Origin of the sequence: Pseudoalteromonas sp. NEC-BIFX-2020_002, assembly GCF_013002825.1 — a bacterium.
Classification (GTDB): Bacteria; Pseudomonadota; Gammaproteobacteria; order Enterobacterales; family Alteromonadaceae; genus Pseudoalteromonas; species Pseudoalteromonas neustonica.
Genome location: NZ_JABEPJ010000002.1, coordinates 276802 through 295433 on the forward strand (window position 1 = coordinate 276802; position 18632 = coordinate 295433).

20 protein-coding genes are annotated in these 18632 nt (G+C 39.2%); 9 read left to right on the forward strand and 11 right to left on the reverse strand.

What is annotated here, in order from left to right; all coding sequences use genetic code 11:
- The first annotated feature begins 458 nt into the window (after window positions 1-458).
- Complete coding sequence (locus tag HJP15_RS03470; RefSeq protein ID WP_054204222.1) at window positions 459-1415, forward strand: methylenetetrahydrofolate reductase; 957 nt, start codon at window positions 459-461, stop codon at window positions 1413-1415.
- 10 nt (window positions 1416-1425) lie between these two features.
- Here HJP15_RS03470 and HJP15_RS03475 read toward each other — a convergent pair whose 3' ends face one another.
- From HJP15_RS03475 to proB, 6 genes are all read right to left on the reverse strand, one after another.
- Complete coding sequence (locus tag HJP15_RS03475; RefSeq protein WP_054204223.1) at window positions 1426-2403, reverse strand: sensor domain-containing diguanylate cyclase; 978 nt, start codon at window positions 2401-2403, stop codon at window positions 1426-1428.
- A gap of 231 nt (window positions 2404-2634) precedes the next feature.
- Window positions 2635-3879: a DEAD/DEAH box helicase gene (locus tag HJP15_RS03480; protein ID WP_054204224.1), complete on the reverse strand. Its 1245-nt coding sequence runs from the start codon at window positions 3877-3879 to the stop codon at window positions 2635-2637.
- A 109-nt stretch (window positions 3880-3988) separates the two neighbouring features.
- Complete coding sequence (locus HJP15_RS03485; protein WP_054204225.1) at window positions 3989-4690, reverse strand: DUF3581 domain-containing protein; 702 nt, start codon at window positions 4688-4690, stop codon at window positions 3989-3991.
- A gap of 322 nt (window positions 4691-5012) precedes the next feature.
- Window positions 5013-6497 (reverse strand): glutamate--tRNA ligase, encoded by a 1485-nt coding sequence (gene gltX, locus HJP15_RS03490; RefSeq protein ID WP_064435252.1) that lies wholly within the window; start codon window positions 6495-6497, stop codon window positions 5013-5015.
- 82 nt (window positions 6498-6579) lie between these two features.
- Window positions 6580-6939 (reverse strand): glutaredoxin family protein, encoded by a 360-nt coding sequence (locus HJP15_RS03495; RefSeq protein ID WP_170173082.1) that lies wholly within the window; start codon window positions 6937-6939, stop codon window positions 6580-6582.
- A 457-nt stretch (window positions 6940-7396) separates the two neighbouring features.
- Window positions 7397-8500: a glutamate 5-kinase gene (proB, locus tag HJP15_RS03500; RefSeq protein WP_054204228.1), complete on the reverse strand. Its 1104-nt coding sequence runs from the start codon at window positions 8498-8500 to the stop codon at window positions 7397-7399.
- Between the two features lie 282 nt (window positions 8501-8782).
- Here proB and HJP15_RS03505 point away from each other — a divergent pair, with 282 nt between their 5' ends.
- Both HJP15_RS03505 and HJP15_RS03510 read left to right on the forward strand, forming a co-directional pair.
- Window positions 8783-9739: a DMT family transporter gene (locus tag HJP15_RS03505; protein ID WP_054204229.1), complete on the forward strand. Its 957-nt coding sequence runs from the start codon at window positions 8783-8785 to the stop codon at window positions 9737-9739.
- A gap of 266 nt (window positions 9740-10005) precedes the next feature.
- Window positions 10006-10239, forward strand: coding sequence for a hypothetical protein (locus tag HJP15_RS03510; protein ID WP_054454874.1), 234 nt, complete (start codon window positions 10006-10008; stop codon window positions 10237-10239).
- Between the two features lie 30 nt (window positions 10240-10269).
- On the opposite strand, the gene HJP15_RS03515 is transcribed toward HJP15_RS03510, so the two are convergent.
- From HJP15_RS03515 to HJP15_RS03530, 4 genes are read right to left on the reverse strand one after another with little or no spacing between them, the layout of a single operon-like run.
- Window positions 10270-10770, reverse strand: a complete 501-nt coding sequence (locus HJP15_RS03515) for a DUF1543 domain-containing protein (RefSeq protein WP_064435251.1) — start codon at window positions 10768-10770, stop codon at window positions 10270-10272.
- A 21-nt stretch (window positions 10771-10791) separates the two neighbouring features.
- The gene (locus HJP15_RS03520) at window positions 10792-12141 is read right to left on the reverse strand and encodes a sigma 54-interacting transcriptional regulator (protein WP_054204232.1); all 1350 of its coding nucleotides are present in this window, start codon (window positions 12139-12141) and stop codon (window positions 10792-10794) included.
- A gap of 2 nt (window positions 12142-12143) precedes the next feature.
- On the reverse strand, window positions 12144-12656 hold the full coding sequence (locus HJP15_RS03525; RefSeq protein ID WP_054454878.1) for a hypothetical protein: 513 nt from the start codon (window positions 12654-12656) through the stop codon (window positions 12144-12146).
- Between the two features lies 1 nt (window position 12657).
- Window positions 12658-14115, reverse strand: coding sequence for a sensor histidine kinase (locus HJP15_RS03530; RefSeq protein ID WP_054204234.1), 1458 nt, complete (start codon window positions 14113-14115; stop codon window positions 12658-12660).
- Window positions 14116-14442: 327 nt separating this feature from the next.
- On the opposite strand from HJP15_RS03530, the gene HJP15_RS03535 reads away from it, so the two are divergent.
- The 5 genes from HJP15_RS03535 (at window position 14443) to HJP15_RS03555 (ending at window position 17295) form a co-directional block, all read left to right on the forward strand.
- On the forward strand, window positions 14443-14670 hold the full coding sequence (locus HJP15_RS03535) for an EF-hand domain-containing protein (RefSeq protein ID WP_170173083.1): 228 nt from the start codon (window positions 14443-14445) through the stop codon (window positions 14668-14670).
- A 20-nt stretch (window positions 14671-14690) separates the two neighbouring features.
- Entirely contained in the window at window positions 14691-14918 is a 228-nt protein-coding gene (locus HJP15_RS03540; protein ID WP_054204236.1) for a hypothetical protein, read from the forward strand.
- 120 nt (window positions 14919-15038) lie between these two features.
- Window positions 15039-15275: an EF-hand domain-containing protein gene (locus HJP15_RS03545; protein ID WP_054204237.1), complete on the forward strand. Its 237-nt coding sequence runs from the start codon at window positions 15039-15041 to the stop codon at window positions 15273-15275.
- Window positions 15276-15284: 9 nt separating this feature from the next.
- Entirely contained in the window at window positions 15285-15521 is a 237-nt protein-coding gene (locus HJP15_RS03550; RefSeq protein ID WP_054454883.1) for an EF-hand domain-containing protein, read from the forward strand.
- Window positions 15522-15636: 115 nt separating this feature from the next.
- On the forward strand, window positions 15637-17295 hold the full coding sequence (locus HJP15_RS03555; protein WP_170173084.1) for an amidohydrolase: 1659 nt from the start codon (window positions 15637-15639) through the stop codon (window positions 17293-17295).
- A gap of 6 nt (window positions 17296-17301) precedes the next feature.
- Here the strand turns inward: HJP15_RS03555 and HJP15_RS03560 are convergent, their stop codons facing one another.
- Window positions 17302-17541 carry a YgjV family protein gene (locus HJP15_RS03560; RefSeq protein WP_054204240.1) on the reverse strand — a complete coding sequence of 80 codons (240 nt, stop codon included), beginning with the start codon at window positions 17539-17541 and terminating at the stop codon, window positions 17302-17304.
- A 268-nt stretch (window positions 17542-17809) separates the two neighbouring features.
- On the opposite strand from HJP15_RS03560, the gene HJP15_RS03565 reads away from it, so the two are divergent.
- Window positions 17810-18466 (forward strand): Crp/Fnr family transcriptional regulator, encoded by a 657-nt coding sequence (locus HJP15_RS03565; RefSeq protein WP_054204241.1) that lies wholly within the window; start codon window positions 17810-17812, stop codon window positions 18464-18466.
- Window positions 18467-18632: the final 166 nt, after the last annotated feature.

Consider the following 18632-nt stretch of genomic DNA (forward strand, 5'->3'; position numbering starts at 1 on the left):
AGATATGAGAGCCCTAGCGCAGCTATTTATGTAAACAGTTGTGTATACCCAAATCACCTCAAGATATGAGTTTCAGTTGGAATTAAAAGCGATTTAGACAAGGCATTGATTGCAGGCAATGGTTATTCCCTTATCAAAATCAATCCATCACAAAGGCAACTCAGTATAAATCGCTTTTAAACCAATCCTTTGGGCGTTTCACCGGCACTTACTTTCTGCGTTGTTACTCCTTAAAAGGGATCGCCATTATTACGAAGTAACGCCTTAATATTAAGCCCCTGTGAAACGCTGAATCCTACATATTGAGGTGGCTTGGGTATATATACAAACTCAGTTACATGCCAAACATGAATAAATTTCATATTAATTGAATAACTTTCATTAAAAAAATCTATCTAGACGTCTAAATGGCTGTTATATTGTTTGGTATAGACATCTAAACAGCTGGAATGAGAGTTATGGCTTTATCACTGCAAGAGAAAATCGAAGATACCAATCAAGGCGTGTATTTAATTGGTACAACTCCGCCACGTATTGGAACTGATGAAACTCAACTTGAAACCATTGCACAAAAGCTTTTAGCTCGTTTACATGAAATTGAATACGATGGTGTCATCATATACGACATTCAAGATGAAAGCAGTCGCACAGAAAAACCACGGCCATTCCCTTTTAAACAAACGGTCGACCCGCGTGAGTACAGTCACTTGTTACGTAAGTTATCACACCAAGATGTCATCACTTATAAAAGTGTGGCACAACGCGGGGTGGCTGAATTTAAAGATTGGTTAAGCGAAACGAAGGAAAAATTTGATTTAAAAAACTTAGTGCTAGTAGGTAGCCCATCGTCTGCTGGCGATATTAAATTAAGCTTACCTAACGCTTATAAAACCCTAAGTGAACAGCAGCAAGATTTCTTTTTAGGCGGTGTTACGATTGCAGAACGTCATGCAAGTAAGCGAAATGAACATGAACGTCTGCTTGAGAAAACGGCGCAAGGGTGTCAATTTTTTATCTCACAAGCCGTATACGACGCGCAAGCAACCATTGATTTAATTACCAGTTATGTACGTAGCTGTAAAGCACAAGATATTGAGCCAAAACGCATTATCCTAACGTTTACACCGTGTGGTAGTGAAAAAACCTTAGACTTTATGGAGTGGTTAGGTATATCAGTGCCTGAAGCGACAAAGTGGCGCATGCTAGATTCGCACAACCCATTAAGTGAGTCTGTGCGTATTTGCCGCGAAAATTTAGACTTGATCTTAAAAAGCTGTGCACATTTAGAGGTGCCGTTAGGTTTAAATATTGAAAGCTTAACTAACCGCAAAGAAGAAATCGACGCATCAATAAACCTATACCGTTTATTAAAAGCGACTATGGAACTTAATTTAGCTGAAAAACAAATAGCCTAACAACTTACGTTTAAAGTAATTGCCCAGCTTTAAACGCCAATTTATTTTTATACATGTCTTTATCGGCTTTATTGAGTAGTATTTCAAACGTTTCTTTGGTGTGCTCAGCAAATCCATAACCAATACTAATACTCAACGGTGGTAAAGACAGCTTAGCTAATTGAGCATTATACCCTTGAACTATCTTAGCCTTTATTTGAAGTGGTTCATTGGTATCATTTGTTTGTAATACAACCACAAATTCATCTCCCCCCAAGCGGCCTATTATATCAGCCTCTCTTAAGCACTCTTTAAGCGTTGCGGCTAATGCAACCAATGCTTTATCACCTACCTCATGGCCATGCGTATCGTTTAGTAACTTAAAATCATTTACATCGATAAATAGACAACAGACCTCAAAACCTAACCTTTGCGCTAAATTTAGCTTTTGCTGAGAAAGAATACTTACTGCACGCCGATTATAAATATGAGTAAGGGGATCAAGCATGGCTATTTCGCGCATTTGCACAAAACTATTAACCATGAATAAATCATCTTCAATCATATCCCGTAATTGTTTTATCAACTCTAAGTAATTTCGCTGATAATCTGTCTGCTCAAAATCCATCACACACAAAGTGCCAAAAACATCCCCATTGGGCCAATGGATAGGCAAGCCTAAATAAGATTCAAACCCATCTTTGCTTACTTCAGGGTTGTCGTGCCAATATTCATCATTACTGGCATTATTAACATAGAGGGAATGATTATCTTGTACGACTTTTTTACAAAATATGTTGGTTTCTAGGGGGATCATAGTACCCGCAGTGTAAGGATTGTCTTGCTGTTCACTGGCAATGACAACACGATAACCACTTTGCATCGCTTGCACAATAAAACCCGCAGGCGCAGCAAATAGATCAGACATTAAATCGACTGTTTTTTGCCACTTCTGCAGTGATATTTGATTATCTTTGTCTGTAAAAATCCACTGGTTGCTTTGAAACATAGCACATACTCACACAATTAACCTTATATGAGTATACCCAAACCACCTCAAGATGCGAGTTTCAGTTGGAGTTAAAATTGGGCGTTTCGCAGGCGCTTACTCTCATCGTTGTTACTTCTTAAAAGGGACTGCCATTCTTGCAAAGTAACGCCTTGATATTTGTTGTGATTCAATTAACCCCCTGTGAAACGTTGAATCCTGCATCTTGAGGTGATTTGGGTATATAAACTACTAACGACGACGGTTTGGAGTTTTTTTGCCCAAAACACGCTTTTTGTCGCGTTCTTTACGGGATTTATTACTATTTTTACGATTATCTTTCGGCTTTTTGTTTGGATCAGGCTCATAACCTGTTAGCCACTGTGGTGTTAAACGCGTATCAAGTAACACTTCAATCTCTTCCAGTAACCATTGCTCATCAAGGCTTACTAAAGACATGGCGAGCCCTTGTTCACCAGCGCGCCCTGTACGACCGATGCGGTGTACATAATCTTCAGCAATATAAGGTAATTCAAAATTAATAACGTATTTTAACGCTGGAATATCAAGGCCTCGTGCAGCTACATCCGTAGCCACTAAAACGCGTGTTGAACCTTCTTTAAAATCTAACAAAGCTCTATCGCGTGCGCCTTGCGATTTATCGCCATGGATTGACTGTGTTTTTAAACCGTCTTTACACATTTCTTTAGCGAGCTGATCGGCCATTTGCTTAGTGCGCGTAAAAATTAATACTTGGCGCCAGTTTTTCATGCCAATCATGTGTGATACAAGCTCACGCTTACGGTCTTCATCTACCGCGTAAATAACCTGTTCAACTTCAACAGCCGCAGAGTTTCGCTTATCAACTTCCACGAGTTCTGGGTTTCTAAGTAATTTTTTACTAAGCTCAAAAACACTGTCATCAAATGTGGCTGAGAATAATAATGTTTGGCGATCACTCGGCACATGGCGCAGTATACGTTTTATCTCATCAATAAAGCCCATGTCGAGCATACGGTCCGCTTCATCAAAGACTAATGAATCAACACTTGAAAGTTTAATGCTGCCTTTAATGATGTGATCAAGTAAACGCCCTGGTGTGGCGACTACGACTTGCGCATCTTTCATCGCTTTAATTTGCGGGCCAATACTGGCACCACCATAAGCTAAAGCGCCTTTTATATCACTGCCCTGTGCGTACTTTTCAAAACTGGCAAACACTTGCTGAGCCAGCTCACGCGTTGGCGTTAAAATAAGAACACGAGCCAAGCCTTGCTCATCTTTTTTAGGCGTGTTTAGCAACTTATGCAATAGCGGTAATACAAATGCGGCTGTTTTGCCTGTGCCTGTTTGCGCACTGCCCATTACATCACTACCCGCTAAGATAAGGGGGATAGTTTTGAGTTGAATTGCGGTAGGTTGAGTATAATTGTTTTGCTCAATTGCGTTTAATAACACCGGATCGAGATTAAGTGATGAGAATGTAGTAGCAGACATAGGCTTGGCTTTAAAATGACAAAGAGCGCTATTGTACGCATATTCAGCCACCTCGTAAATTAACCAATAAAAAAGGCGCTAATTTAGCGCCTTAATATAAATGGTTGCTTTATGCTGGTTTTAAAGTTGCTTTACGTTCATTGTAAAACGCAATTAAATCATCAACCGTTGTTTGGCAATACTCACGAATACCTGAGACCACCATATGCTTTTCACCACAACCTACTTTAACGCCATTTTCTAATAGGTTAAAACGTAATGTGATTTTACCGCGCTTGCCTGTGTATTCAAAACTTGGCTCTGCAAATTCAAGTGTAGGCGCTGTAATATCAATATTATCAAGATTAATAAGCATTGATTCGTAAATAACCATTGGTCGTGCGGGGTTAATCATTACCTCTTGCTTACCCATTAGTGGAATAATCACATGGGGGAAAGTAGTACCAGAGAACTCAACATAATTTTTTATTAAACTATTCGTTAGTGTTGGGCATTGACTGGTTTTACCTTCACGCTTGACCTTTAAAATAACCTTATCACCACTGGTTATTTCAAACTCATCGGCACCTTCTGGAAAGTGTAGTTTAGTATTTTCATCCACCATACCCGAAAACGTAAATTCCATTCGCTCACTCAGACCATAGCGGTCTAGCACTAATGAAAAAAGTAAGTCTCCTGGTGCGCAAAATTTCTTTGCATCTTTATCATGAAGAGGATTGTAATCATCAGCAATACATTTGGCGAAACGACAACCTTGCTCACGAGAAATAGAAACATAATCAGCATGTTGCTGATAAAAAGGACTTAACATAGTTTTTTCACTGCTTAAACTGCTTATAACCGAGTTATTCTACCAGATAAAAATTAAATAGAGGTCGAATCTGTTAAAGTTTTGTTTCAAATATAAAAAACCGAGATGTAGAACCTCGGTTTTAAAATTTATAAAATGCTTTGATATTTATACCCAAATTACCTCAAGATACGAGTTTTAGTTGGAATTTACTCCCATCGTTGTTACTTATTAAAAGGGATTGCCATTGTTGCAAAGTAACGCCTTGGTATTAAGCCCCTGTGAAACGCTGAATTCTGCATTTTGAGGTGGCTTGGGTATTATCAGCTATTTGATCATATCTTTAGCTCGCAGGGTATTCACGATACGCACGCTCGATATTCTTAGCCTGCTTTTTAGAAATACCTAAATGAGCAAGTGCCACACGTAAACGAGCTCGTGATAGGTCAGACCCTAAAATCTCCATCGCATCAAGCACTGATGTAGATGATGTTTTGCCTGTGATTGCTACAAATATCGGCTCTAAAAAGTCTTTAATTTTAAGCTCGTGGAATGTTGCCACTTCTTTTGCGATAGCAAAAATAGCTGGTTTATCAAAACTACGTAAACCTTCAAGCTGCCATACAAAAAATTGTAAAGCTTGGCGAATTACATTCTCATCCGCTTTACCTGCCGTTAATAAAGCCGGATCGTAAGTTGGAATACCACCTACAAAATGACCAGCTAAATCAACCATATCCGACAAAGTATTAATACGCGTTTTCGCTTCAGGTAATACTTTAGCGAGCATTTTAGCGTTAAATTTCCAATCAACAAAGCGCTGTACAAGTTCTTCGTCAGTTAGATTTTCGCGGATCCACATGCCGTTTAACCAGCTTAATTTGTCTACGTCAAATACAGGGCCACCAAGCGATACACGCTTCATGTCAAAGTTTTCAATCATTTCAGCAAGTGTGAACTTTTCACGCTCATCAGGCATTGACCAGCCCATACGGCCTAAGTAGTTCAGTACTGCTTCTGGCAGGTAGCCCATTTCTTTATAGTAGTTAATAGACGTTGGGTTTTTACGCTTAGACAGCTTTGATTTATCTGGGTTGCGTAATAATGGTAAATGGCCAAGTACTGGCGCTTGCCAACCAAAATCTTCATACAGTTTTAATAACTTAGGTGCTGAGTTGATCCACTCTTCACCACGGAAAATATGACTAATTTCCATGTGATGGTCATCAACAACATTCGCTAAAAAGTAAGTAGGGAAACCATCTGCTTTAAGCAGAACCTGCATGTCAACATTTTCCCACGGGATCTCAATTTCATCACGTAAGTAATCGTTAAACTTAAAGGTACCTTCGCTTGGGATTTTCATACGTATAACGTAAGGTTTGCCCGCAGCTAAGTTTGCTTTAATTTCTTCGTCTGTGTGATTTAAACCACGACCGTCGTATTTAGGGCGTAGGCCTTCTGCCATTTGCTCTTCACGCATTTGATCAAGTTCTTCGCTGGTTGCAAAACAATAAAATGCTTTGCCATCGTCAACTAATTGATGCGCATATTTTTTATATAAATCACTTCGTTCTGATTGGCGATAAGGACCAAATTCGCCGCCCACATCAGGACCATGATCCCATTGAAGGCCTAACCAACGAAGGCTATCCATAATAGCTTGTTCTGATTCTGATGTACTACGTACTTGGTCGGTATCTTCAATACGAAGTACAAACTCGCCACCTTGTTGTTTGGCAAAACAGTAATTGAATAAGGCGATATAAGCGGTGCCAAGATGCGGGTCACCCGTTGGTGATGGTGCAACACGTGTGCGAATTGTCATGGTTAAGTTCTCTTTCTATGGGCAATAAAATTGCGCTAAATGCCAACATAGCAAATGCGCTATAAAAATGAATACAGGGGTATTATGCGGCTACTTTATTTAAGTAAGCAATAATATCGTTTGATTCGTATAACCAAGTAATTTGATTATTTTCTTCTATACGTAAGCACGGTACTTTTATTTTTCCGCCTTGTTCTAGTAGCTCTTGACGATACTGCTCATTATTTTTAGCGTCACGTGTGTCTACCTTTAAACCTTCACGCTTAATAGCGCGACGTACTTTTACACAAAATGGACAGGCTTTGAATTGATACAATTTAAATTGTGCGGTGCGCTCATCTAATTGAGCTTGCTCTGGCGCGGGACGTTTTTTACTACGTGGCGTAAAAACAAAATCAAAAAACAAGATTAAACTACCTAAGACTAACCGAACTAACTTCATTTACTTCGCCCTTGTAACCAACAATTTAGGGCGCGATTTTAACACACATAATTACCAAGTCACTTGGAAATAAGTAATTCTATTTGATGTAAATATAGGAATATTTACCTATTCGCGTATATTTAAATTGCACTTGATGTATTGATTATATTAAAAAACGTACAAGCATTAGCGCTGAAGTAAAGCATATCACCCACATTTAACTTTGTGTGGGGATTAATAAATATGGAAACAGTGTCACGGTTAAAGTGATTATTGACATAAATCGCAAAAACGTTTTTTTTCAAACCTTTATAAGCGAAGACATAAGTGCATTATCTAGCTCAAGTTAACCACCTTGCAGTGTTATTTAAACTATCCACACATACACGTAAGGGTTAACCATATTTCAAGCTGCCCTAAAACTTACATAAAATTAGGGTCAGCTTTTTCAATTTGTTAAAAATAAATAAATGTTCTAAAAAAGTACCAGATCATCACGATGAATAACTTCATTACCGCAATCAAAATCAAGTAAAGCGGCTATTTCATTTGAATGTCGGCCTTTTATTTTATCTATTTCAAGTTTATTAAAACGCACTAAACCTCTCGCTACTAGCTGCTGCTCACTGGTAACTAAATCAATTAAAGCACCTCGTTCAAACTGGCCATTTGCACCTCGAACGCCTTTGGCCAATAAACTCGCACCTTGTTGTTGCAAAGCACTGACAGCTCCGTCGTCTATCACTATTTGACCGTTACTTTTAGGACCTGCTAATAGCCATTTTTTACGCCCATCTCGCGGCGCTACTAATTTTAGAAAGCGTGTACCGGGCAGCTGTTCACTCATGCAATTGAGAATAACGTTTTGACCTGCGCCTCTTGCTATAATGACCTCTACACCGGCTCGCCGTGCAATATCAGCAGCTTGTAGTTTGGTCGCCATACCGCCAGTGCCTAAGCTTGAGCCACTTCCCCCTGCAAGCTGGCGTAATTCATCATCAATATGACGCACTTCATCAATTAATTGGGCATTCGCATCGGTGCGTGGATCACCGGTAAACAAGCCTTCTTGATCAGTCAATAATAAGAGTTTGTCAGCATTGGCTAAAATAGCCACCAGCGCTGATAGGTTATCGTTGTCACCCACTTTTATTTCCGTCGTGGCAACGGCATCATTTTCATTAATAATTGGCACTACGTCATAACGTAACAGCGCAGTTAATGTATCACGGGCATTTAGGTAGCGTTCTCGATCATCTACATCCGCACGAGTTAGCAACATTTGCCCTACATTCACACCATATAAAGCAAACAAGCTTTGCCAAATATGAATAAGCTGACCTTGACCAATCGCCGCTAGCATTTGTTTATCAATAACTCCTCGCCCACATGGAGCAATCAATTGCTCTCGTCCTGCAGCCACAGCACCGCTTGACACTAATACCACCTGATGGCCTTGTTTTTTTAACTCACAACATTGGCGAACAAGTTCTACCATGTGTGCTTTATCGAGTTTATCTGTACCGCCGGTGAGTACACTAGTTCCCAGCTTAACAACTATGACCTGCGCCCTTTGCATGCTTTTTACTACGAATGAAATAATGATGAATTAATTTATACCAGCTATCATTTTTTGAACAAGTTAAAAATATTCAATATCACTAGTCTTTCGTGATTAATTTTACAGCAGACTGTTTGGTATTTAGGCAAGGCAGCGCCTATGGAGTGTGGTTGCTCCCCACAAATGGGCGATAACGCAGTATAGTTGCTCCCCACAAATGGGCGATAACGCAGTATAAATGCCAAACATGCGCTATTAACATGCTAGGATCCTGTTTTAATTTAAGAGCAAGCGAGTGTCATGCCAGCCAGTTTATGTTTAATTATCGCCACTTTTTTATGGGGAAGCTCGTTTATCGCGCTAAAGTACGCAATTGCTATCTATGACCCCGCCCTAGTGATTTTTTTACGTATGCTAACCACATTAATTATGTCTTTATGTTTGTGGCGGTATGTTATCCGTTTTGAATATCGCATCGGTGATTGGAAGTATTTAGTAGGTATGTCGCTGGCAGAGCCGTGCTTATACTTTTTGTTTGAAGGACATGCAATGGAGTATACGTCAGCATCACAAGCCGGCGTTATTGTCTCATGCCTGCCGATCATAGTGGCGTTTTTAGCCTATTTCATGCTTAAAGAATACATCAGCAAAGCGATTATAATTGGTTTTACATTTTGTATTGGCGGCAGCATTTTACTGACTTTACTGTCACCCGAATCAGAACAAGCCCCCAACCCAATGCTTGGTAATTTTTTAGAGCTATTGGCGATGGTCTGCGCAGCGTTTTATACCGTCAGCGTTAAGCATTTGGTGGCACGCTACTCACCATTAACTCTTATTGCATTGCAAGGCGTGAGTGGCAGTTTATTTTTTGCGCCCTTTCTACTCTTTATTGATTTACCGAGTGAAAATCAACATGACCTGACTGCCTTATTGAGTATTTTATACTTAGGGTCATGCGTAACACTCGGCGGCTATGGTTTGTATAACTATGCGATTAGTAAAGTCTCTGTATTAACCGCTGCTGCATATTCAAATTTAATTCCTATTTTCACTTTGATTCTTTCAGCAATTATTCTCGGTGAAATACTCACCCTAGGACAATGGCTTAGTATTGCGGTGGTTTTTATTGGCGTAATGATAAGTCAACGCCATCAGGAGTTAGCCGTTACGATCACGCAAGATGATACCGCTAATCCTCCTGTCAGCAACCACAAACGCAATTCAGCCCCAACCGCTAATGAGTTCAACGAATAACAGATTAATAAGTAAGGCCGCTTTGTGCTAAAAAGTGTTATGCGGCCAACCACTGTAAAATACGACCTAATCTACCATTGTCTAAGAATTAATTTATAGGAACACCTAATTACCAACTAGGCAAAAGCGACAAAGCTGATAAATTCTTACTATTGAATACAAAAACCTTGATACAGCACAATATAATGAGAATTTACCACGCAGTTATTTGACCAAGGGGCTGTTCGCTCACTACAATGACGCATCTTAAATTGTTATGCTGTCTAATGAAAAATCACTCGTCAAAAAAAGAACTTATTTTACTGCCAATTTTACTGGTCGTGATCATAATGTGTATTGCTGGGCACTTTTTGTTACAGGCGAGTTTTCAAGATAGCAATATCATAGAGTATATGCTTGCCGCGTTACCATTTCTGATGTTTGGATTTGTTATTTTAGCGTTTAAAATTGCCAGCAACAGCGAAGACAAAGAGCGTGAAGAGCAAAGCGATAAAGACTAAATTACCTACTTTGCCCATTTTGTAACGAAATTACAGTATATGGTAACCAAACCAATCAGGTTTGATTGCTTGCGATTCGCCGCTAGGGGTTAGTTGAATATGTAATTGGCTATCAAGTAAATCAATAGCAAAGCAATCATCCACATCGTGTAAATCATCTTTATGAATATGACTTAGCCCTGCTAGTAAATCCGTTTTGGCGCGTTGCTTAGCCTGCTCAGCGTCAGTGGCTACATACAGCGCAAAATCATGCTGTTCAGCAAGGCTATCAGCCCGGTAGGCACCTAAATTAACAAAATACAGTTGCTGTACTTGCTTTACGGGATGATCAACAACTTTAACCTCAAAGCCATCAATGTGTTTTATAGCCATAAAACTATCCATATGCACGCTGTTTTTGTCACCCACCCATTGGCTTTTTAGCTTTGTATAAGTGTGTTCAATTGACTCACCCACAACAAAACGCACATCGTGCATTTCAATATGACAACCCTGAATTCGCCCACCTAAGTACACCATAAATAACTGCATTTTCACCCCTAAACCTCAATGTTAGATAATGTTATCAACATCAATGTTGTGTTTTTTTATTAATTTATAAAAATCTGATCGGTTACGCTTTGCAAGCTTTGCGCCCTCTGCCACATTACCACCCGCCATTTTTAAAGTATTGATCACGTAATCGCGCTCAAACTCTTTTTTAGCATCATTAAGCGATAGTGGTTCAATATTACTTTCATTACTATTGAGCGCACTTTCAACTAATTGAACTGATATTACCTCACCGGGAGTCAGTGCAACAACTTGCTCAACCACGTTTTGTAATTGGCGAATATTGCCAGGCCAGTCATGGCGCACTAAGGCATGCATGGCATCGTTTGTAAAACGCTTTTCTTTTTGGTTCATTCGCTTTGCAATTGAGGCACTAAAATATTGAGCAAGTAAACTAACATCTTCTCGGCGCTCGCGTAACGGGGGCAACTTAAGATTCACAACGTTTAAGCGGTAGTACAAATCCTCGCGAAACTGTTGATTGGCAATGGCATCGGGTAGGTTTTTATGTGTTGCAGAGACAATACGTACATCAATTGGTATTTCTTCTTGAAAGCCCACGGGGCGAATCGTTTTTTCTTGTAATACACGTAGCAGCTTAACTTGTAAGTTTAATGGCATGTCGCCAATTTCATCTAAAAATAATGTGCCACCTTGCGCCTGCTGAAACAGTCCCTGATGATCTTTAACAGCTCCCGTAAAAGCCCCTTTTTTGTGACCAAATAATTCAGACTCAAGCAATTCACCAGGCACAGCACCACAGTTAATTGCTACAAATGGGCCTTCACTTGCGTGGCTATATTGATGAATGGCGTTGGCAAGTAACTCTTTACCTGTTCCACTGGCACCGGAAATCAGCACATTTACATGGGTGGGGCCTAGTAATTTAACTTGCTCAAGCAAATGTAGCATCGCACCACTACGAGTCACTATATTGCTGCTTTTAGAGTTTTCGTCTGCACCTAAACCATGAATTTCAATAGCTTTTGCTAAGCTATCAAATAACTCATCCTTATCGACTGGTTTTGTAAGAAAAGCAAAAATCCCTTGTTTAGTTGCTTCCACTGCATCGGGTATCGAGCCGTGAGCTGTCATCATTATTACTGGCAATGCGGGATAACGACTTTGCAATTGGCGGTGAAGTGCCATGCCATCCATTTCGTCCATTCTTAAATCGGTGACAACAGCATCAAACACGTTGTTTTTTAATAATTGTAACGCTGCCATGCCACTTTCACAGGTCGTTACTTGGTAGCCTTTGGATTCAATACGAATAGCTAATAACTTTAATAAGCTTGTATCATCATCAACCAATAATATGCGCGCACCTTGGTTTTGCTCTGTTGACATAATTAGTGCTCCTTTGTCTCTTCGCGTAGTAATAGTTGTTGCTCAATGGTTGCCAGTGATGACATGGTTTTTTGCATTTTATCATTCAGTGCTTGCTGTGCTTCTTGAGCACTGATCTGTTGCTTAATTTGTTGTTTTTGCAGCCAAAGGTACTGTTTAATATCATCAGGCCAGTAAAAAGCCTGATCCAACTGCAGTAATTTAGCTAAAACTTTAGTGGGCTCCAACGAATTATTCTTACAACTAAAATCAAAGTAACGCTCAATTGCAGCCGCACCAATATAAACAGCCTTAGTATCTGTGGCCTTAAAACCACCACACGCTTTTGCATGCCAGCCAATTACAACCTCAGCAGGCGGATACATGGGCTCACTTTTTGGTCGCGGCTTAGGGTTGGGTTCTACAACTTTAATCGCTTGCTCGTTGTTATTAACTGATGGTTTAATCAACTCGCATCCTGCAAGCCCTAAGACTGTAATATAAACCATTAAAATGGTTTTAAAGCGCACGCCCATGCTACTTAACTCCCTGCTTTTCATTAATTGGTATGTGGATCACAAAACGACAACCGTGTGGCTCATTGCTTTCAAGTTCTAATCTGCCCATTAACTGCTCAACGGACTCTTTCACTATGGTAAGTCCCAAACCACTGCCTTGTGCACTAATATCTTTAGCGTGCTTACCTTGATAAAAAGCGCTAAATATATGTGTTTTATCTTGGTCTTTAATGCCACAGCCGGTGTCGCTCACAACCATTGTTAAGTTACTTTGTGACAACCCAAGAGTAATATTAACAACACTGCCTGTAGGTGAGAACTTCAAGCCATTTGAAATGAGTTGAATCAACATCATTTCAATGAGTTCAGCAGCCACTGCTATGGGCTGCTCAGGTAAACTCGATTGCCAACTAATCGTTTGATTTCGCGCTAATAAACGATGCTCAAAATGACTGTTTATTTTATTAATGAGATGCTTAAAGTCAATCTCATTAATACTTTCTTTGCTTGTTCTGATTGCATTGTAGCTAAGCAAGCTGTCAATCATTGCTCGCAAACGCACTGTGCTTTGGGTAATTAGTTCAAGCACCGCTTGTTGCTCTGTATTCATAGGACCAACAATTTCATCCGCCAATAAATCAGTGCCCTCAACCATAGACGCCAGCGGTGTTTTTAACTCATGAGTAACGTGACGTAAAAAAGTATCTTTTTGTTGCTCTAGAATATGTAGCTGTTCTTGCACCCATTGCAACTTGTTTCCCAGCTCAACTAGTTCAGCTGAGCCTTGTACAGATATTTGTTGTTGCCAATGTCCTTGCCCTAGCTTATCAATTACTGACGTTAGCCCTTTTAACCTTCCGCTAATACGCCATAAAAAACCACCGCCAACTAATAGCGTCAAAGGAATTAACGCTATTAGCCAGTTAATAAAAGAGTTTTGTAATGCTTTTAGTTCTAATTGGTTTTTTGTAATTTGTAATTCATTTTGATCTTTTAGCCATAAGGCTTGGCTGGTAATTAATTCACTCATTGGAATAAATAACTGGGCATCTTGTCGTTGCTGAATAACTAACTGCTCATGTGCCAGCTGCAATGCCTGCGACAATTGCTGCCACTGATTAATATACTCAGATGCGGGACTTATAAACATAAGCTCATCGATATTGCCCAAAGATGATTGCCATTTATCTATTATCAACTTATCTAACGAGTCACTTTTTAACACCCAATTTTGCCGCGTTGCACGCTCAAGACTGTTAAGCTCTTGCTTTAGGTTATTAAACGATTTAGTAACTTGGTAGTTATCACTTACGATTTGCTGAGTTACAGCCAGTTGTTTATTTAAAGCGTTTAAAAATACAATCACAACTAATGACAATGGTAGTAAAGATAGCAATGTACTAAATAAAAATTGTCCGATTAAGTTAGGTCGCCAAGCAAGTATTGCAGAGTACTTTTTACCAAACGGCACCAACATAGCTATTCCCTTCATTTAAATGTTTTATTATCTGATCTGCTACTTATACACGAGCTGAATCAATAAAAATAATGAATGAGGTAAATCAATTCTTCTCACTTAGCTTCTTGACGCAAAATTGAGACAAGCTAATTGCATGTTTTTAGTAGTATTTATTATTTCCCCTCGCGTTATGTTGCAAAAAAGACACAGTTCTGGGTAATTATTTCAGTTTAACACCAATGAAAAACCTTAAACTACTGATAATAAACATTAAAAATAGTTGGCATCGTTTTTGTAGTACTACTTGTAATTATGAAGTTTGGGTTCAGATTATAAGGACATCACATGAAACAATTAACTGTATTGTGCGTATGCATAAGTACCTTACTCAGTAGCGCCGCTTTTGCAATGGATGCGAAAATTACGTTTTCTGAATTAGACAAAGACGGTAATGGCAGCTTAAGTTCAGCCGAAGCATCTGAGGATGCCTTATTACATGAAAGCTTTGAGCAAATTGATAAAGACCAAGATGGTCAAATTTCCCTTGCTGAATTTAAACTATTTCTCCAATAACTTTAACTAGGAAAACTGATATGAAACAACTTATCGCCGCATTTTCACTGCTTTTTTTAATGATAAGCGCCACCGTTTTAGCAGCGCAACTGAATGTTAAATTTGCAAAATTAGATATTGACTCTGACGGGCAAATATCACTGCTTGAAGCGAAAAAAAACATGGCGCTGTTTAAACAGTTTAGTGATCTTGATGATAATCAAGACGAACACTTATCTGAGCAAGAATTCTCTAAATTTAAAATTTAAAATTTAAAAAGACGTTAAAGTATTTGCCATAATCCCGGAGGGAGTGTGTAAACGGATTTATTGTTGGGATTTAAATTATGGCAAATACTTTACTCTTTCTTCTTTTAAAGGATATTAAAAATGAAAAGCGTAACATTGATATGCTCGGTGTTATTAATAAGTAGCTTTGGCGTTGCTGCACTTGATGTAAAGCAGCGTTTTAATCACCTAGATTACAACAAAGATGGTTATTTAACCCACGACGAATTAGAGCCTCAGCCACAATTACTTAGTAACTACCAACGCTGGGATAAAGATCAGGATAATAGGATTTCACTTGTGGAATTTAAAGATTTTTTAACTAACAATCTCTATTAGTGAGTGCCTATGAAGTACAAGACACAATTAGGGTTAATAGCCCTACTAACCATTAGTTGTGGCAGTTTTGCAACAACTGATAAAATCAAAGATATCTTCAACAATTTAGACCGAAATAAAGATGGTCTGCTTACGCGATCGGAATCAGCCAAAGATCCCGCTCTTTGGTCACGTTTTAAAAGTTATGATACCGATAAAGATAATAAGTTATCGCTAAGCGAATTTACCCTATATGCTAGTAAATAAAGGATCATATTCTGCTCCTTTTTTCTTACCCAAATTGCATCCTGTGTTTTGAAAATAACTTGCGGCGATGAGATTCTCTGTTAATGTTGAATAAACACAATAATAAGAACAATCTATGAAACGCTTACTGCTTTTATTTTTAACACTTACCTTTCCCAGCCTCGCATCAACCACTGTAATATACAACGCCAATGGTTACACTCCTACTTACAAAGGTGAATTAAAGCAGTTTTCAACGTTAGTAATAAAAGATGGCAAAGTAGTTAAAATCGGAGACGATGAACTCAAAAATAATTTCCCAGGCTCACAAAGTATTGATGCAAAAAAGCAAACCTTACTACCTGGACTCATTGATGCACACGGCCATGTCATAGGTTTAGGCAATAATTTAACGCAATTAGATTTACGAGGTAGTCAATCAATAGTTCAAGTACAAACCACGCTTGCTGAATTTGCAAAAAGCAATAAAGAAAGTTGGATCATTGGCCGTGGTTGGGATCAAGAATTATGGCCCGATAAGCAATTTCCCACCGCTGGCGACTTAGATAAAATAATTAAAGATACCCCAGTTGTACTATCTCGGGTTGATGGGCATGCAATTTGGGCTAACAGTAAGGCGATTGAACTTGCTAATATCACGATTAAAACCCCTACTCCCGATGGAGGTGAGATAATTCGCGATCATAGTGCTCAACCAAGCGGTATTTTTATTGATAAAGCACAAAGCTTGATCACTTCACATATTCCTGCCCCATCAGATCACAGTGTTAATTTGGCTTTAGATCAAGCAGGCCAACATTTATTAAGTTTAGGGATCACCTCAACCCATGATGCAGGGATTGATAAGCAAACATGGCTAATTTATAAAAGCAGAGCTGCTGCTGGCACTTTGCCTCTGCGAATTGTTGCTATGCTCAGCGCAGCAGATCCTGACTTTAAAACGATGCTCAAAGCTGGCCGCTACAAAGATCTAAATGATTTTATGTCAATTCGTAGTGTTAAAATATACGCAGATGGCGCTTTAGGTAGCCGCGGTGCTGCTTTATTAGCTGATTACGCTGATCGAACTGACCATCAAGGGTTAATGCTCGAAACTCAACAGCGATTAGAAGAACTACTAACATTAAGCTTTCGTAGTGGCTTTAGTGCCAATACACATGCAATTGGTGATAAGGCAAACCGGATAGTATTAGATGCATATCAAAATGTATTTAAAAAAACGGGGGGGATTTTACTGCGTAACCGCATAGAGCATGCTCAAATTGTTGCCCCAGAGGATATTGCTCGATTTAAAACATTAAAAATAATTCCGTCGATGCAACCTGTTCATGCTACCTCTGACATGCATATGGCGCAGCAACGCCTATCTGAGCAGCAATTAATAGGCGCATACGCATGGCAAACGTTTTTAAAACAAGGATCTGTAGTTGCAGCTGGTTCTGATTATCCGGTCGAGCTTGCCAACCCTTTTGATGGCCTTTATTCAGCCATAACACGCCAAGATCACAATCAATTACCCGCACAAGGCTGGCGAGTAAGCGAAGCGCTCAACAGAGAAGACGCGCTTCACGCGTTTACGCTTGGCGGTGCTTATGCTGCGCATCAAGAGTTTAAATTGGGAAGTTTAGAGCAAGGTAAATGGGCTGATTTTATTTTAATTGATAAAGATTACTTCACAATGCCAGTGCAAGAAATTTTTACTATTAATGTCGAGCAAACGTGGATTGCCGGTAAGCTACGCTTTCAAAGAACACCGCTTCAAAAAGAAGAATAAAATCGATTAGTCTTTTACAGTAATACTGCTTTTTGGCTCGCGAGATAACTTAATGAGGTGATAGATATTTACAAATGCGAGTAAACCATTTGTTATAGCCACAGGCCATGCAGTAATAGCAACACCATAAAGTGTAAAAGCAATGCAACCGACTAGATTAAGCCACCGTAATTTGGTTACGTCACTCATCATCAAAGAGGCAACAAGTAAAGCGGAAGCTATATAGCCTAAATATTCCCAACTCATTTGTTCTCTCCACTCGTTTAGGTTAGCATTGCAGGCTGTGTGGTTTTTATAGTGGCCACACATTGCCACAACAGTATAAAAAAGCTAACTTACATAAAACCAAAAGTTGCTCGAGGGCATACTTTTAATAATCATTACACGGGATATCAGGTTTCAACTCAATTAACCGTAGTTAACTCAGCTAGTAAGTTAGCGTAAATTCTTAGAATCTTAATGCTAACGTCATTAAGGTGTAATAAATAGGACAATTGTCCGAAGAGCACAATCGATGTTTCAATATCATTTTTCTAGTTATTTGGTCGACCAGTTACTCACCTTTGCAGGTAGTCGCTACCAGCAGTCTAAAAAAGAAGTGCTGATCCACCAAGATCAACCACTTACTAAATTAGTGTTAGTAAGAAGCGGCACAATTTCGTTTAGTTACGATGTTGGTAATGGTCGTCGCCTGCTGTTAGGGCAGCTCGATTGCAATAATACGTTGATAGGTGAAATAGAAGCACTGAATAACAATCCCTGCATTTATACTGTTACCTGTTTTAGTGACGTTAGTTATAACTTAATTGAACTAAAACATTGGCGCGCATTACTATTAGATAAACCTGAGTTAAGTTTATATACAGCGCAGACCATTGCAGCTAAATTTCAAGAAAATCAAAAAATTAATCTAGATAAGCTGCTATTACCACTGGGCTACAACATAGCGAAAGATTGTTTATTACGTGCCAAAAACAACAACCCTACCCTACTACGCGCTTACCCCACTGTAAATGCTGAAGCTGAGCGGTTTGCCACTACAGAGCGCGCTTATCGCAGAGTTGTTTCAGAGTTAGTAGAAAAAGGGTTAGTGGAACGCTCTAGCGATGGTCTAAAAGCGGTGGATTTAGAAAAGTTAAGCGACTACGTAGATAGCTTTTCACAATTGTAGTAACACGGGGATAAAAATATAGCTAAGATGAACTTATGAGTACCAAACGTTCATTTTAGCGTCATATCTATTAATGTAGAATACGACCAAACAATATTGCCTGCTAAGGCGAAAGCAATTTGTACCTATACTGATTATTTATCTTGTAGAATGTAAAATAGTCATC

Bases quoted from the DNA above. Each gene is read 5' to 3' on its own strand.
- HJP15_RS03470 (WP_054204222.1), top strand. From the start codon at position 459: ATGGCTTTATCACTGCAAGAGAAAATCGAAGATACCAATCAAGGCGTG.
- gltX (WP_064435252.1), bottom strand. From the start codon at position 6,497: ATGACAATTCGCACACGTGTTGCACCATCACCAACGGGTGACCCGCAT.
- HJP15_RS03565 (WP_054204241.1), top strand. From the start codon at position 17,810: ATGTTTCAATATCATTTTTCTAGTTATTTGGTCGACCAGTTACTCACC.
- HJP15_RS03555 (WP_170173084.1), top strand. From the start codon at position 15,637: ATGAAACGCTTACTGCTTTTATTTTTAACACTTACCTTTCCCAGCCTC.
- HJP15_RS03535 (WP_170173083.1), top strand. From the start codon at position 14,443: ATGAAACAATTAACTGTATTGTGCGTATGCATAAGTACCTTACTCAGT.
- HJP15_RS03525 (WP_054454878.1), bottom strand. From the start codon at position 12,656: ATGGGCGTGCGCTTTAAAACCATTTTAATGGTTTATATTACAGTCTTA.
- proB (WP_054204228.1), bottom strand. From the start codon at position 8,500: ATGCAAAGGGCGCAGGTCATAGTTGTTAAGCTGGGAACTAGTGTACTC.
- HJP15_RS03530 (WP_054204234.1), bottom strand. From the start codon at position 14,115: ATGTTGGTGCCGTTTGGTAAAAAGTACTCTGCAATACTTGCTTGGCGA.
- HJP15_RS03505 (WP_054204229.1), top strand. From the start codon at position 8,783: ATGCCAGCCAGTTTATGTTTAATTATCGCCACTTTTTTATGGGGAAGC.
- HJP15_RS03475 (WP_054204223.1), bottom strand. From the start codon at position 2,403: ATGTTTCAAAGCAACCAGTGGATTTTTACAGACAAAGATAATCAAATA.
- HJP15_RS03510 (WP_054454874.1), top strand. From the start codon at position 10,006: ATGAAAAATCACTCGTCAAAAAAAGAACTTATTTTACTGCCAATTTTA.
- HJP15_RS03485 (WP_054204225.1), bottom strand. From the start codon at position 4,690: ATGTTAAGTCCTTTTTATCAGCAACATGCTGATTATGTTTCTATTTCT.
- HJP15_RS03545 (WP_054204237.1), top strand. From the start codon at position 15,039: ATGAAAAGCGTAACATTGATATGCTCGGTGTTATTAATAAGTAGCTTT.
- HJP15_RS03515 (WP_064435251.1), bottom strand. From the start codon at position 10,770: ATGCAGTTATTTATGGTGTACTTAGGTGGGCGAATTCAGGGTTGTCAT.
- HJP15_RS03550 (WP_054454883.1), top strand. From the start codon at position 15,285: ATGAAGTACAAGACACAATTAGGGTTAATAGCCCTACTAACCATTAGT.
- HJP15_RS03520 (WP_054204232.1), bottom strand. From the start codon at position 12,141: ATGTCAACAGAGCAAAACCAAGGTGCGCGCATATTATTGGTTGATGAT.
- HJP15_RS03540 (WP_054204236.1), top strand. From the start codon at position 14,691: ATGAAACAACTTATCGCCGCATTTTCACTGCTTTTTTTAATGATAAGC.
- HJP15_RS03560 (WP_054204240.1), bottom strand. From the start codon at position 17,541: ATGAGTTGGGAATATTTAGGCTATATAGCTTCCGCTTTACTTGTTGCC.
- HJP15_RS03495 (WP_170173082.1), bottom strand. From the start codon at position 6,939: ATGAAGTTAGTTCGGTTAGTCTTAGGTAGTTTAATCTTGTTTTTTGAT.
- HJP15_RS03480 (WP_054204224.1), bottom strand. From the start codon at position 3,879: ATGTCTGCTACTACATTCTCATCACTTAATCTCGATCCGGTGTTATTA.